At 63.7% G+C, this 15,335-nt stretch carries 8 protein-coding genes; all 8 read right to left on the bottom strand.

From position 1 onward, the window contains the following. Positions 1–191: 191 nt before the first annotated feature. The 8 genes from BO221_RS26160 to BO221_RS54015 all read right to left on the bottom strand — a co-directional run bounded on the left by BO221_RS26160 (position 192) and on the right by BO221_RS54015 (position 15,153). The gene (locus BO221_RS26160; RefSeq protein WP_073563206.1) at positions 192–773 is read right to left on the bottom strand and encodes a hypothetical protein; all 582 of its coding nucleotides are present in this window, start codon (positions 771–773) and stop codon (positions 192–194) included. A 41-nt stretch (positions 774–814) separates the two neighbouring features. After that, complete coding sequence (tssC, locus tag BO221_RS26155) at positions 815–2,308, bottom strand: type VI secretion system contractile sheath large subunit (protein WP_073563205.1); 1,494 nt, start codon at positions 2,306–2,308, stop codon at positions 815–817. Between the two features lie 42 nt (positions 2,309–2,350). Beyond that, complete coding sequence (gene tssB, locus BO221_RS26150; RefSeq protein ID WP_073563204.1) at positions 2,351–2,926, bottom strand: type VI secretion system contractile sheath small subunit; 576 nt, start codon at positions 2,924–2,926, stop codon at positions 2,351–2,353. Positions 2,927–3,066: 140 nt separating this feature from the next. Beyond that, the gene (locus tag BO221_RS26145) at positions 3,067–3,936 is read right to left on the bottom strand and encodes a hypothetical protein (protein ID WP_073563203.1); all 870 of its coding nucleotides are present in this window, start codon (positions 3,934–3,936) and stop codon (positions 3,067–3,069) included. A 4-nt stretch (positions 3,937–3,940) separates the two neighbouring features. Beyond that, positions 3,941–4,957, bottom strand: a complete 1,017-nt coding sequence (locus BO221_RS26140) for a type VI secretion system protein IglI family protein (RefSeq protein WP_073563202.1) — start codon at positions 4,955–4,957, stop codon at positions 3,941–3,943. Then, positions 4,950–5,336: a DUF4280 domain-containing protein gene (locus BO221_RS26135; protein ID WP_073563201.1), complete on the bottom strand. Its 387-nt coding sequence runs from the start codon at positions 5,334–5,336 to the stop codon at positions 4,950–4,952. The genes BO221_RS26140 and BO221_RS26135 overlap by 8 nt, the downstream gene beginning before the upstream one ends. A 39-nt stretch (positions 5,337–5,375) precedes the next feature. Further along, positions 5,376–7,055 carry an AMP-binding protein gene (locus BO221_RS26130; RefSeq protein WP_073563200.1) on the bottom strand — a complete coding sequence of 560 codons (1,680 nt, stop codon included), beginning with the start codon at positions 7,053–7,055 and terminating at the stop codon, positions 5,376–5,378. Between the two features lie 4 nt (positions 7,056–7,059). Beyond that, positions 7,060–15,153 carry a choice-of-anchor D domain-containing protein gene (locus BO221_RS54015; RefSeq protein ID WP_143195681.1) on the bottom strand — a complete coding sequence of 2,698 codons (8,094 nt, stop codon included), beginning with the start codon at positions 15,151–15,153 and terminating at the stop codon, positions 7,060–7,062. Positions 15,154–15,335 lie beyond the last annotated feature (182 nt).

The raw sequence follows: 15,335 nt of genomic DNA, 5'->3' as shown, positions 1-15,335 counted from the left end.
GACGTTCCGGGCCTGGCCCCTGAACGGATGAAACACCTGCTCCAGCACTCGCTCGACTGCTCGGAGACGACGTGGGGCACCTGCGCCTCCCGAAGCGGAAGGTCAACGGGTGCCCCACACCGGCCCCGCCCCGGCAGCCGGGATTTCCGCTGCCAGAGGCTCGATGGGTTGCTGGGGTACGACGCCCGGCACTACTCGTTGGTGATGCCCCACAGCTTGGAGACGTTCTTGGCGGCGGCGGTGGCCAGGTGCACCGTCTGCTCCTCGGGCTGCGGCTTGATGCCGACCTGGAGGGTGAAGTTCTCCGGGGACTGCACCTCGGTGGACGGCTCGTTGCCCACCGTCAGGTTCAGCGAACGTCCGTTCTTCTCGAGGATGCCCTTGAGCTCGGGCTCGCTCCAGTTGGACTTGAAGTACTTCTTGGCCTTCGGGTCGTACTCGTAGATCACGTAGCTGAACACGACCTCCATGTTGGTCCAGTCGGAGAGCAGCTTCGCGGAGAGCTCGTTCTTGTTCGCCTCGGAGACCTGCATCGACAGGTACATGGAGTCCGTGGTGCGCGTCTCCCACATGTAGTGGCTGAGCACGCCAACCACCTTGCTGCCGATGTTCTGGCCCGGCTGCTCCGGATCCTTGATGCTCGCCTGATCGGCATTCAGCTCGACATCGCCCAGCTTCAGCTTGGTGACGAAGCCCACCGAAGCCTGCTCGGTCTTGGTGAAGTTGAAGCCCTGAGACACGTCCAGGGAACGCGAAAAGGTAGTTCCAGACATTTTTCCCTCTTTCTTGGATGGGGACTACGATGGAAGCCCGGTCATCCCAGGCGCGACTCCAACATCAACTCCACGTTGAGACCCTCGAACTGGATGTGCGGAAGCACCGCCACCTTGCAATCATACCATCCAATCTCCCCGGCGCGTGCCTCGACTTGCACGTTGATCGCCTTGAAGGGGAAGCGCCGCAGCGTCACATCGTCCGGGTTCGTCACCGTGGTGACGTACCCCGTCAGCCAGGACTCCAGCTGCCGCTGCACGTAGCCCGCATCGGCGGTGCTGCCGATGTTGTCGCGCTGGATGCTCTTCACGTAGTGGGCGAGCCGGGTGATGGAGAAGGTGTAGGCCAGGTTGGTGACGAGCTGTGCGTTCTCCGAGTCCTTGGGGTCCTTGAACTTCTTGGCCTGCTTGATGGATTGGGTGCTGAAGAAGGCCGCCTCGCCCGTGGACTTGCGGTACACCAGGGGGATGAAGCCGTTGCGGGCGAACTCGAACTCCCGGTAGTCGGGGATGGCGATCTCCACCGGCGCCTGGATCATGTTCTGGCCGCGCAGGGTGAAGCTGTCCACCGGCAGGCCCGTGACGAGACCGCCACTCTTGGGGCCACGGATGGACTGGCACCAGCCAGACAGCTCGAAGGCCTTCACCAGGTTGCGGCCCATCAGGAAGGCCGTGTTGCCCCACAGGTACTTCTTCGAGTCACCCTGGGCATCCTCCTTGAAGTTGAGCACGTCGCAGGGGTTGCGCTCGGGATCCCACGGCAGGCGCACCACGTAACGCGGCAGCGTCAGACCGATGTAGGCGGCCTCTTCCTTGTCACGCAGCTCGTGCCACTTGCCGTAGCGCGGGTGGCTCAGCACGCCGTCCAGGTTCTTGAGCGACTCGAGCTGCTCGACACTGTCGCAGTCGAAGAACTTGGGGCTGGCGGAGGCGATGAACGGGCAGTGCGCGGCGTTGGCCACGATGCCCATGCGCTCCAGCCAGGTCAGGTCCGCGCGAGAGGCGGTGAAGTCGTACAGACCCAGCATGACGCCGTAGGGACGGCCGCCGAACTGGTCGTACTCCTTGATGTAGATCTTGTCGAACAGGGCGCTGGAGAAGAGGCTGCTCGAGTTCTTCTCGAAGTCCTCGGCCAGCTCATCCTTGGCCACATCCAGGATGTCGATGGTGATGTCGGCCTGGAAGTTGGTGTGGCTGACGAGGTCCTCGAGACCGCGCCAGACCGACTCCAGCTGCTGGAACTTCTCGTTGTGGAGGATCTCGTTGAGCTGCACCTCGATGAGATCATCGATGCGCGCGACGGCCTTGAGCACCTCGCCCTTGTCGAAGCGGATCTGCCCCGCCTCGTCCTGGACGGGCTCGACGTTGTAGAGCAGCGCCGCCAGGGAGGACATGAAGCGCTCGTCACCCGGGACCTGCACCTCGTTGGCGGAGACGGGTACCAGACCCGTGCCAACCATCGGCTGGGCGCTGGTGGGCATGTCGAGCCCGCGGACCTTGAACAGCTCATTCAGATAGTTTTTTTCGACGGCCATGGGAAGAAGGTTCCTCGGCGTGGAGAAGGGTGCGTGGAGAACTCAGGCCTTGGCGGCCGCGGTGCCGGCGGCGAGCGCGGGCTGGTCGGACTGCGGCTTGGCCTGCGCGGGCAGGCGCATGGATGCGTAGCTCTTGAGCTGATCGCTCTCGAGGACCTTCTGCAGCTGCTCCTTGTTGGAGAACAGCTCGTAGAGCGTGCGCCGCAGCTCCTTGCGGTTGTCGATGTCCGACTGCATCTCCATCAGGAGCTTGCGCAGCAGCAGCAGCGCCTTCAGCTTGGGCACCTGGTGGACGATCTCGTCCGGGTGGAAGGACTTCATGCGGTTGATGGGCAGCTCGACCTGCATCTTCCCCTCACCATCCGCGCTGATCTTGTCGTCCACCTCGAACGAGATGGACATACCCATGTCCTTCATCAGATCGTTGATGTTGGAACCGGTGACCGAGCGCATGGTGCGCTCTTCCAGGTCCAACTGCCGGTCCTTGGAGCTCCCCTGCGAGAAATCACCCAGCACCACGACGCGGAAGGGAAGCTTCACGTCCTCCTGCTGGCCGTTGATCTTGGTACGATAGACGAGCGTGATGCGAGACTTGGGCAGCTTGTCCTGAATGGGCACGGCTTCTCCTTGCACCGAGCGATCTGCGTCCTCTGGAAGCCCCTGCGCCTCCCCCAGCACCGCAGGACACAGCCGACTGCGTTCTAGTCCGACAGTTTAGAAAGAAGCGATTACACGGGTCAAGGGAGGTTCCCCCCTCCTCAAGAGCCGTCAGGCGATGAAGAACGCGACGTGTCTCCCGAGAACAAGAGGACGTGTCGGGTCTCGACTGGCGCTCCGTGTAGGGGATCGTAGCCGAGATGGCTCTGATTCTCGATGCGCAGGAAACCCTCTTGATCTCGCAGCACGAGGATGACGGTGAGCATCAACACCGTCTCGGAGAGCAGCGGCAGCAAATCCCTGTCGAGGCGGCGGCGGGCCTCGATGGCCCAGGGAACGCCGCTGCTGCAAATGGGCTCGTCGCAGAAGATCTTCACCTCCATGCCCCCCGTGGGGATGGTAGCGAAGCCGCCCATGGCCCCTCCCTCACCGAGCGCGCTGGCACCCAGCCGCATCTCGGGCGCGGCGACCTTCTGCTTGCGGACGTCGCGGCGCACCGACAGTTCCGTCTCGGGAAAGACCTTGCGGAAGAGCCATTGCAGGGTGCTCTGGCAGGTGGGGCGCAGCAGGCGCAGCCGGTCCTTCGCCGCCTCCGGCCACCCGGGCAGCAGGGCCCCTTCGCGCTCCGGGTACAGGCCGGCGAAGCACTCGCGCAGCAGTTGATGATCGAAGAAGCCGATGAAGCGCTCGAGCCGATCATGATCGAGCTGATCCATCGTCTGCATCATGAAGGACGGCAGCGGGGATTGCGCGCTGAGCAGTCCCACGTTCACCGTGATGATGATGCGCTTGCGCGGCTGGTGGATGAACTGGATGTCGTGCACCAGGTGTGACTGGTACACGGTGGTGCGATGGCTGCGGTATTCGATGTCCGCGTCGCCATAGCCGGACGCGTTCAACACGTCCAGCAGCGCCGGGACATCGAAGCCGCGGATGCGCTCGCGGATGCGCCGCTCGAGCGCGACGTCCATGGCCCTACTCCCCTTCCCCGTCCGTTTCCGCGCCCTGCGAGAGGAAGGTCTCCAGGTCCACCCTGTAGAGCTGCTCCAGCGCGCGGAAGGACAGCGTCTCGGTGCTCTGCAGCAGGGGCTCCACCTGCTCCGCGTTCACGCTCAGCCCGGCGAAGAAGCGGGAGAAGAGCGCGGGCAGGTACACGCGCGGATCGAAATGCTCCAACACGTTCAGCACGTCGGCCGCCACCACGCTGGCACGCAGGAAGTCCTGGCGCGCGACGAGGGTATCGAACGCGGCGAGCTTGTTCATCAGCTGGGCCAGGGCGGGCGACACCGGCACGGTGGGACCGTCGGACGCGGGAGCGGAGCGCACGGACGCGGTGGACCGCGACGGCGCCTCGGACTCCTCCTCGGGCTCGGCTTCGGGCTCCGGCTCGGACTCTTCCAACGAGGCCGGAGCGGGCAGGGACCGCAGGTGGTTCTCCAGCCACTGGGCGAGGCGGCGGAACGGGGCCTCACAGCCGTTGCGCGGCATCGCCCTGCCGATCGCGGAGAAGATCTCCTCGCTGAGCGTGAGCGCCTGCTCCAGGGGCTCCCGGTTGGTGGGAGCGATCCAGCGCTGCCACGTCTCGTCCTTGAGGCGCTCGTGGTGCTCGAGATGCTTGTTGAGCACCTTGAGCATCGAGCGCAGGCCCCCGTCGGCGAAGACGTCCTTGCGCTCGCGAGGTCCGAAGAACTGCCAGTTGATCATCAACGTGCGGGAGAGCCCCTGGAAGACCGCGGGCATCGCCTCCAGCCCGCCCTCGATGAACAGGCCGAGGAGATAGGGACCCACCAGCCGCACGTCGTAGAGATCCTGGCGCAAGCACGCCTCGGCGGCCCGCGCCGCATCGAGGTAGGCACCCTTGGACATCAGCCCGTTGACCTTCTCCAGCCGGTCATCCGAGCTCTCGAGGTCTGGTGCCTCGGCATCCAGGAGTTTGTCCAGCAGGTCGGGTTGGAGGGGAGGAGGAGGAAGGGCCTTCGCGGACTCAGCCATCTTGCACCGTGAATTGACCAGGGGAGACGACCTGGATGACGCCGCCCCAGTTGCACATGAGTTTGCAGTTGCTGTCCAAGGCCGGCATGTTGCCGATCAGCAGCTTGGGGCAACCGGGAACCCAGGGAGCCGCCGTTGCGGGCACGCACGGCATGGGCGTGAGCACTCCCATGGCCGCCGCGGTCGCCGCGGCCACGGTGGGGTTGGCCATGGACATGCACATGCCGAAGGGCAGGATGTTCAGCATGGGCTTGTTGTCCATGATGTTGGCCGCGGGTGTCGTGGCCAGGATCTTGTTGGTGGGCAGCACCACCATCGACGAAGGGGCCGCTCCGAAACTGCACTGCAACATCGCCCCCATGACAACCTGGACTCCCATGGCGCACTCCGTGGCGAAGGTTCGCGCGGCGCACCATCGTCACACACCCTGCCCTCCTTTTTCCAGCAGGTGGCCGCGCAACACGGTGAGGGACTGGAAGAGCGGATCCGTGCTCTTCCGGTGCAGCGCACCCGTCAGGTACTGCGTATTGCACCAGGCCTCGTCCACCTGCCCGTCCACCTTGCGAGGATAGAGGGGGACGAACTCGGTCCGGTCAGGCAGGTACTCCGCTCCGAGCTGGAGCTCGAGGCAACGGCGGACTTCCTGCAGCCAGACGTTCGTCTGCTGGGCCTGGGCTCCCGTGAAGACGAGCAGCACGTAACGGTAGTGGCCGGCCACGCCGCCCGTGGGAGCAGGCACCACGGCGGCACCCCTCACGAAGGCCAGTTCCTGCACGGCCTCGGCCACCTCGGCGGTGGGATAGACGCGCCCTTCCCTCCTGGCCGTACGCGGTCCCCCGTAATGGTACAGACCATAGGAGCGCGTGAGGACCAGGTAGGCGGGCGGCCGCTCCTTGTCTGGCAGCAGGGTGAAGACGCCCAGGTCTCCTGGGGCTTCCTGGCCACTCATGTTGACGTCGTGCAGTGCCCAGCGGCGTCCCGGAGCGGGAGGCGTCTCCGTGTGCACATCCCTCACCCGCCGCGGGGAGACGAGCACCGCGCCACCCGCGGAGGAATCCACGAGCACGTTGGAGGATGGGACGGTGGACACCCCGCCCTGCTTGACCCAGGCGCGCCAGGAGTGCCAGTCGATGGGCTCCTCGGGGTTGCGGAACCAGTGCGCCACGTTCTTGAGCTGCGTACGGGTCCGCAACAGCACGTCCCGCAACGCGGGAGTGACGCCGAGCGCGCGCACGGGATGCTCGGTGAGCAGCGCGGGGTTGGCTTCGATGTCCGGCAGTTCGAGGTGGAGGTACGTGGCCCCGCGCAGCAACGTGGTGAAGAGAAAGGCCGGAAGGTGCTGCAGCGGGTGGTAGCCGGGCGCGGCCAGATGCTCCCCGGGACCGACACCAAAGGTGAGCAGCCCGTCCACCAGTGCTCCACGCCAGGCATCCTCCGCGAGAAGTGGGGCCGGCGTGCCGGGCGGCTCCACCAGGGGAGAGAAGAGCAGGCCCACCGGCTCGGCCGGCTTATAGGTGTGCGAGGTGAAGGCGGGAGCGGCCTGCCCCTGGTTGTTGAGCAGCTTCTTCTCGAAGCCCTCCAGCAAGAGGACCTGATGTGGCTCGGTGGCGACGTGGTCCGGCGCGAGCGTGGCCAGGCGGCGCGCGATGAAGCGCCGGCCCTGGGGTGGCAGGTAGCTGATACAGGCGCCCAGGCCCAGGGCTGCCGCGAGTGAGATGAGCAACTCGCTGCCGACGGAATAGAACAGGCACACCTTGGCGCCAGCCTTGACGCCCTGCCGCACCCACTCGGTGGCACGCCGCGAGGCCTGCTCATGCAACTGGCGGTAGCTCAGCACCTGCCAGCCACTCCTCCGATCATAGCTGCGCAGGGCCACACGATCCGTGTTGCCGTGACGGACGACGAGGTCGTGGAAGAAGTCGTAGTGCTGGCCCGCACGGCTCTTGAGTGGGGCGCCGCGGCCCACATGGGCCACGGCCAGCGCGGTGGCGAACCCCTCTGGATCCTGCCAGCTCTCCTGCTGCCAGAGGGGCACCCCCGCGTCCGCGGGGGTACCCATCTCGAGCTGCTCGAGGATCTTCCGGACGTCGAAGTTCATCCGGCTACTCGCGCTTCCGCCGCCGGGAACCCAGGCCCACCAGCGCCAGCAGCATCAGCATGCCCGCGCTGCCCGCCTCGGTGGTGCCGCAAGAGCAGCCACCGCCCGACCCGGTGAGCGCGCGGCCAATTCCCTTCGTGGAGATCAACACCTCGGGTGAAGTGTCGCCCTGGAGCCAGACCTGCACCTCGTTGGAGGCCTCACCCGCCTTGTCTGGATCAAACGCCACAGTGAAGGTGGCGGTCCCGCCCGCCGGAATGGGGTTGGCCAGGGCCTTCGCCTCTAGCGCGAAGGGCGAATCCTCAAGGTCTCTCAACATCACTACCACCCGCTGCTGCTGTGCGGACCTATTGGTGATGGTGACCACCTTGGGCTCCACCGACGAGTTCACCTTCGCCCAACCGAAATCCAGGCTCTCCTGATCGACGCTGAGGAGACGATTCACCGCCTTTCCCTTGAGCAGAAGGCCCACCGCCAGAGGTTGCGACGGAGTGGTGGTGCCAAAGGAGAGGGTGGTCTCAGACAGTGTCTCCACCATGGGCTGGTAGCCCACTGTCACGATGACGGACATACCAGGATCAAGTGGGCGCTCGTGCAGGCTGGCCCCGTCAAACATGAAAGGCTCGCCAGTGGTGTACTCGACCTCTGGCGCGGTGAGGACGATCCGGTCACTACTCAGGTTGGAAAGGGTGATCCGTTGCTCGCGCTTGCTGCTCCCCGCACGGACCCCGCCGAAATCCAACGGCGACGGACTGATGGAGAACACCGCAGGTATGCCCTTGCCATGCAACTTCACTTCGAGCGGCTGCGGCAGTTCGCTGAAGGTAAGTTTCAACGTGCAGTTCACATCGGTTTCGCTCAGCGGAGCAAAGCTCACCCCCAACTTCAGTTGCTGATCCCGACCGGGACCCAGGATGAAGGGGAGCGACAACGTCGTCCGAGTGAACTGCGAGGCCCCTTCTCCTTCTATGGTCAGCGCGGTGAGCGTAACGTTGGTGTTGCTGTCGTTGGTGACGCGCAACTCTCGCGGGAGTGAGGTGTGCTTGATGAGTTGATTCCCGAACTCCAACAACGACTCTGAGAGTTGAATCTGCTGGAGGACACCAGAGCCAGACATGGATACCGTCCTGCTCGGCGCCACCGGATCGCTCGACTTCACCAGCAGTTGGGCAGAGAACGACGGTCGCTCACCATCAGGCGTGAATGTCACCGACACTTCAGTGGAGGCACTTGGCATCAGTGTGATGGGTAGCGTGGGCGTCGTCAGGGTGAAGGCAGCCTTGTCTGTTCCGCCCAATGTCAGCTCACTCAGGGTGAGCGGACCATTTCCTTTGTTCTTGAAAGTAATCGTGCTGGGTTCGGAAGAATTACCAACCACTACGTTTCCGAAGTTCAGGATACCAGGCGATAGATCCAGGTTCGGCGAGGTGCCAAACCCCAGGACCTTCACCTCCGCGGCCCTGTCATTCGTGTAGACAATGGCCCGGGCCTGACGCAGGTCCACAGCGCTTGGGGTGAATTGGAGTCGGACAGGCACGCTACCACCGGCAGCTACCTCCAGAGGGAATTTCACGCTGCTGTCGACGCTGAAGTCCAGCGCCGAGCCAGGACTGCCCGACGCATCCTCCGCGAAGGAGATATTCGAGACATGCAATGGATTCTCTCCCACGTTCTTGATGGAGAGGGTCTGGGCGATGCTCTCTCGAACATTGGCCTTGCCGAAATTGACTTCCTCCCCTGGCTCCAACTGAACGGCCGCAGCCTTCCCCGTTCCCTGCATCAGGAGGGTGAAGACGTGGTTCAAGACAGAATCAGTCTCGATGGACGCACTCGCGGAGAAATTGCCGCGCACCCCAGGCTTGAAGGAGACCGTGAACGACACTCCCTCGCCGGGGTCCACCGGAGTCCCAGGGAGCAGCCCAGAGACAACGAATGGACTATCCGCAGGCGGAGTCACGCTCACGATCGTCAGCCTGGCCTCGCCTGCATTGGTGAGGGTCACAGTCTGGTGCGTCCCAGGCCCCCCTACGTCAGTTGCCCCGAGATTAACGGGGCCTGCAGGTGTCACGGTGAGCCGTCCATCAATCCCCCTGCCCTTGAGATTCACCGGAGGCGACTGGGTGGCGGCATTGCTGGTGATTTCGAGGAGTCCTTCCACCGGTCCCAGTGCGTCCGGAGTGAAGGTCACATACAGGGGTACCGTCTCACCAGCGCGGATCCTCAGCGGCAGGCTCCCCGAGGGGGGCGAGACCGAGAACACGGAGGGGTTGGTGAACTTCGTGATCTCCAACTCGGCAGTCCCCTCATTCTTGACCGACAATGACCGGATATCACTGGTCGAACCCACGCGCCGGTTGCCAAAGTCGATCTCGGGCACGAACGTCTTCAGCGTCGAAACGATGCCCGTGCCGCTGAGCTCCACGACCCTCGTCGAATCACCGCTGATGTCGCTGCGGATGGTAACGGAGCCCGTCGCACCACCCTCCGCCGTCGGTTTGAACCGAACCTCGAAGGTGAAGTTGGTTTTGGCGGGAACTTCCACGGGCAAACTCGTGACGCTCGAGGGAAGGACGACCTCGAAGGGTCCCACCACGGGCAGAGGCCCCAGCATCACGCTGGCATTACCCGTATTCTTGACGGTGATGGCATTCTTGTCGCTCGCTGAGCCCACCCGCACATCTCCAAAGAAGATGCTAGAGGGAGAGTGCTCCACCTTCGGGTTGGCTCCAAACCCCGTCAGGCCCAGTGTCGTCTGCCCGCCCACGATATTCGAGTTAATGGTGAGGGTATCGTTGTAGGGGATGTCGCTCGTTGGCCTGAAGGAGATCGGGAGCTCCATGTACGCACCGGGAAGCAGCCTGATGGAGTCCGGCCCCTTGTAGGTGAAGGCGGAAGAGCTGGATGTCAGCGTGGGCTTCTCGGAGATGTACTCAGCCCCGCCCGTGTTGGTGATTGTCACCAGCAGAGTCTTCTCGGTGTTCAACTGCACCCCCCTGAAGTCGAGCGAAGCGGCGACAGCACCGCCCGGAAGTGAGAGCTGCACCTCCGGTACAGTGCCCGTTCCCGAGAGTGGCAACGAGAGGCTGCTGTTGTGGGCATCACTCGTCAGACGGAGGAACTGATTGAACGTCCCCGCACTGGTGGGACTGAATTTCACCTTGAAATCGATGGCAGAGTAGGCACCGATCTCGGGCAGCGGGCTGCTGAGTCCTTCGATGGAGAACGGAGCAGCCAGCGACGACACTTCCGTAATCCTGATGGGCGCCCCACTGGTGTTGGTGAGCTTGATGGTGCGCGTGACGAACGTATTCCTCGCCACCGGGCCAAAGGAAACATCTGCTGGGTCCATCTCCCAATTGGTCACTCCAGTGCCAGAGAGGGCGACAGAATTGGCGGAGGGGGTCGCCTCGTCGGTGGTCAGAGACAAGGTAGCCGTCTCAGGCGTCTTCGTAGTGGGGCTGAACGTCACATCGAGCGGCTTGCTCTCGCCCGCCAACAGGTTGAATGATCCACTTGGAGAGACCGTGAAGGGTTTGCCCGCGGTGATGGAGATGCCACCGACGTGCACAGGTCCGGTGCCGCTGTTGTGCACCAGCACTCGCTGAGACGTACTGGGGAAGCCCACACGCTGCGGACCAAAGGCCAGCGAATCGGGGCGAAGTTCGAGCTTGGGGCGCACCCCGGTACCCGAGAGAGTGACGGAGGAATTGGCGCCTGGATCGTTGGTGGTGAGAGTCAGGGTGCCCGTGGCAGCCCCCAGCTCAGAGGGGGAGAACCTCACCGACAGTTCCACGTAGCGCCCTGACGGCACGTCGAATGCCGGGCTGGAGAGCAAGAAGGGCCCGGTAACGGACAGGCTGGTAACTCGAAGGGTGCCAGTGCCTGTGTTGCTCACCCTCACCGTCTGAGGCGCGCTGGTGGTGTTCACGCGCTGCTGCTCGAAGTCCAGTGAGATGGGGGACAACGTGAGGGTGGGTTTCACTCCGCTGCCCAACAGCGGAACGGTGGCACTGAGCCTGTTCGGGTCATCGGTGGAAAGAGTGAGGGCCGCGCCCGTTACCGCCGCCTCGGAAGTGGGTTTGAACGTCACCGAGAGCACCTGGCTCTCACCTGACTGGATTGTGAACCCCGTGCTGGGGGAAACCACGAAGGGCTGGCCGCTACCGATGGACAGGGAGCTGACCACCAGGGGGAGGGAACCAGTGTTGCGCACGGCCACCGACTTCGTGCTCTCTGTGCCCACTCGCTGTTCACCGAAGTCGAGCGCGATGGGGTCCAGTACGATGCTGGGCTTCTGCCCTCTGCCGGAGAGGTCGACGGAGAAGCTTTTCAACTCCGGGTCTGCGGTAGTGAAGGTGAGGGCTCCGGTGACCGATGCATCGGCAGTGGGGCTGAACTTCACTGACAGCACGATGGGGGCCCCTTCCGCCGCCAGCGTGAACGGCGTGCTCGGAGCGGAGACGATCGTGAAATCAGAACTGCCACTTTTGGAAATGTCGGAGATGACAATGGGACCAGAACCAGTGTTGCTCACCGTCACCATTTTCGTGTTCTCAGAGCCCACACGTTGAGCGCCAAACGCAATCGCGAGGGGGTCCAGCGCGATGGAGGGCATCACCCCTTGGCCGGAGAGGTCGACGGAGAAGTTCTTCAACGCCGGATCCGGGTCCTCGGTGGTGAAGGCGATGGCGCCCGAGTACGTTGCCTCGGCCGCGGGGCTGAACTTCACCGACAATTCCAGAGCGGCGGCAGTGGGACCCGGCTCCAGCGTGAGCGGTGTGCTCGGAGGGGAGACAAGCGTGAAGATGGCGCCTGTCCCGGTGGAGATGCTGGAGATGCGAATGGGGCCGGAACCGGTGTTGCGCACCGTCACCGGCAGCGTGCGATCCGTGCCCACACGCTGTTTACCAAACGCGAGTGGGTTGGGTCCCAGCACGATGGAGGGCTTCACGCCCCTGCCAAAGACGCTGACAGAGAACGTCTTCAACTCCAGGTCCTCGGCGGTGAAGGTGATGACGCCCGTCTCAGATGTCAGGCTGCTGGGGCTGAACTTCACCGAGAGGCCCTGGCTCCCACCAGCCGGCAGCGTGAACGGCGTGCTCGGAGGGGTGACAAGCGTGAAGGCCGAGCTGCCACTCATAGAGATACCGGAGATGACGATGGAGCCGGAACCAGTGTTGCGCACCGTCACCGGCAACGTGCGCTCCGTGCCCACACGCTGATCCTGGAAGTCGAGCGGTTTGGGCTCCACCACGATGGTGGGCTTCACGCCCTTACCCGAGAGGTTGACGGAGAAGTTCTTCAACGCCGGGTCCGGGTCCTCGGTGGTGAAGGTGATGGCGCCCGTCTCCGGTGTCGATGGCTCGGTGGTGGGGCTGAAACTCACCTTCAGTTCCAGAGCAGCAGTGCCACCCCCAGCCAGCTTTATCGGAACACTCGGGGGGGAAACGAGCGCGAAGGCCGAGCTACCGCTCCTGCCAAGACCGGTGATGGTGATGGGGCCAGAGCCGGTGTTGCGCACCGTTAGCGTCTTGGTGACGGTGGTGCGCACACGCTGGTCCTGAAAATCGAGCGGTGTAGGCTCCACCACGATGTGGGGCTCCACCCCCTTGCCGGAGAGGTTGACGGAGAAGGTTCCAAACTCCCAGTCCTTGGTGGTGAGCACGATGGAGCCAGTGACCGCTGTCGTCGTCTCCATGAGAGGGGTGAACTCCACCGTCAGTTCCAGAGCAGGGTCCCCCTTCGCCAGCGTGATCTCACCGCTCGGGGGGGAGACGAGCTTGAAGTACGGACTTGAACCGAGGCTCCTGGCGATGCTCGCGATGACAATCGGGCCTGAGCCGGTGTTGCTCACCTGCACCTTCTTGGTGACGGTGGTGCCCACACGCTGCTCCTCGAAGTCCCACGAGGCGGGGCTCAGCACGAGATTGGGCTTCACCCCCTTGCCGGAGAGGCCGACGGAGAAGGTTCGCAACGCCGGGTCCGAGTCCCCGGTGGTGAGGACGATGGAGCCGGTGACCGCTGTCGTCGTCTCGATGTCGGGGGTGAACGCCACCTTCAGTTCCAGCGCAGGCTCGCCCTTCACCAGCCTGAATGAACCGCTCGTAGGGGAGACGAGCGTGAAGTCCAGACTCGAACCGGCACCCTTGGCGATACCCGTGATGGTGATGGGTTCTTCGCCGGTGTTGCTCACCAGCACCGTCTTCTCGATGGTGGTGCGCACACGCTGGTCTTTGAAGTCGAGCGCGGTGGGGTTCAGCACGACGTGGGGCCGTACCCCCCTGCCGGAGAGACCGACGGAGAAGGATTGCAACGCCGGGTCCGAGTCTTCGGTGGTGAGGACGATGGAGCCCGTGACCGCTGTCGAGGTCTCGGCGTCGGGGGTGAACTCCACCTCCAGTTCCACAGGAAGTCCGCCCTTCGACAACGTGACCGGAACACCCGGGTGGTCGACGAGCGTGAAGGACGCACTCGAATCGACACTCGTGGCGATGTTCGTGATGGTGATGGGTTCATCGCCGGTGTTGCTCACCAGCACCGTCTTGGTGGCGGTGGTGCGCACACGCTGGTCTTTGAAGTCGAGCGCGGTGGGGTTCAGCACGACGTGGGGCCGTACCCCTCTGCCGGAGAGGCCAACGGAAAAGGATTGCAACGCCGGGTCCGAGTCTTCGGTGGTGAGGACGATGGAGCCCGTGACCGCTGTCGAGGTCTCGGTGTCGGGGGTGAACTCCACCTCCAGTTCCACAGGAAGGCCGCCCTTCGACAACGTGACCGGAACACTCGGGGGGTCGACGATCGTGAAGGCCGCACTCGAATCGACACTCTCGGCGATGTTCGTGATGATGATGGGTTCATCGCCGGTGTTGCTCACCTGCACCGTCTGCGTGACGGTGGTGCCCACACGCTGATCCTGGAAATCGAGCAAGGAGGAACTCAGCACGACGTGAGGCTTCACTCCCCTTCCGGAGAGGCTGATGGAAGTAGAGAAGGTCTGGGGCGGATCGCTCGCCGGGTTCACCACCTCATTGGAAGTGAGCACGAGATTGCCCGTCACATTTCCCTCTCCGGTGGGGTGGAACTTCACCGAGAGGACTTGACTGGCACCCGCCGCCACTGTGAACGGCATCGTCGGGGGGTTGTCGAGCACGAACTGCGTCTCATCAGAGGTCGAGGCACGGACCGAGAGGGAGGATTCACCTCTATTGAACACCGTCACCGTCTTGGCTGTGCTGCTGGTAGTCCCCATGCGCTGGTCGCCGAAGGAAGTGAGCGAAGTCGGGCTGACCTCGGTGGCGAACTCCACCTGGGCGCCGGAGAGCGGGACGCGGACGGTGGCTGACGAGCCCGAGATGGAGGGTTCGGTGGTCGCGATGATAAGGGTGCCCGTGGGCGGTACCCCGGCGGTGGGCTTGAACACCACGGAGATGGGATCGCTGGTTCCGTTGCCCCCAGCCACCGTGTGCGGAAGCGGTGGCTTGGTGCGGATATCGAAGGGCCCCTCCACGGTGATGGCGGTGATGTCGCGCTCTACAGTGCCGGTGTTTGTCATCGTCACCGGCTTGGGCTGACTGGTGGTGCCCGTCTTCTGGGCCTCAAAGGTCAGCGAGGCAGGGCTCGAGTCAAAGAGCGACAACCCGGTGCCGGTCACCGTGAATGTAGCGAGCGTCGTCGTCCCACTCTTCACGGTGAGGGTGTCACTGACTGCTCCGACAACGGTGGGTTTGAACACCACCGGGATGTTCCTGGTCGAATTCCTGGGTACAGAGGCAGTAAAACTATCGTCCTCAGTAGTCTCAGGGGAACCTCTGAGCATGCGGAAGGGGCTATTGGTGCCACCAGTGAGACTAACAGCGACGGAGTCATCGCTATTAGTGCTGTTGGTCAACGACAACACCCGGCGCTGGCTGCCGGTGCTGGTGGTTCCCCGTCTCTGAGGTTCGAAGTCCAGCGAAGTGGTCGTGGCCGATATGAGGCTCGCGCGAACCTGCCCCACCGAATCCTCGGATCCCAGCCCCCCCGCCCCCGGCTCGTTGGACCCACAGGCAGTCAGCAGGCCAAGACACACCATCATGACGGCCAGGAAATTGATTCGAAGCACTTGTCCCTCCCCACTTGGACAACCCCTGGACTGTAGCCCAGTCAATGCCGCCAGGGAGAGCCCTTCCTGCGTTCCCACAGGTCACTTCTCGCGCCTGGCTACCCAGGAACCATCTGCCCCACATGAACACACCAGTACATACCGGGAAGCAGTTCCTGCAGCACGGCGTGGTGCACCCACGG

Source organism: Archangium sp. Cb G35, assembly GCF_001896145.1.
Taxonomy (GTDB): Bacteria; Myxococcota; Myxococcia; order Myxococcales; family Myxococcaceae; genus Archangium; species Archangium violaceum.
This window is presented reverse-complemented; position numbering and strand designations above follow the sequence as displayed.

What these genes read in the sequence shown, in the direction of transcription:
- BO221_RS26145 (WP_073563203.1), bottom strand. Translation starts at nt 3,936, where the DNA reads ATGGACGTCGCGCTCGAGCGGCGCATCCGCGAGCGCATCCGCGGCTTC.
- tssC (WP_073563205.1), bottom strand. Translation starts at nt 2,308, where the DNA reads ATGGCCGTCGAAAAAAACTATCTGAATGAGCTGTTCAAGGTCCGCGGG.
- BO221_RS26140 (WP_073563202.1), bottom strand. Translation starts at nt 4,957, where the DNA reads ATGGCTGAGTCCGCGAAGGCCCTTCCTCCTCCTCCCCTCCAACCCGAC.
- BO221_RS26135 (WP_073563201.1), bottom strand. Translation starts at nt 5,336, where the DNA reads ATGGGAGTCCAGGTTGTCATGGGGGCGATGTTGCAGTGCAGTTTCGGA.
- BO221_RS26130 (WP_073563200.1), bottom strand. Translation starts at nt 7,055, where the DNA reads ATGAACTTCGACGTCCGGAAGATCCTCGAGCAGCTCGAGATGGGTACC.
- BO221_RS26160 (WP_073563206.1), bottom strand. Translation starts at nt 773, where the DNA reads ATGTCTGGAACTACCTTTTCGCGTTCCCTGGACGTGTCTCAGGGCTTC.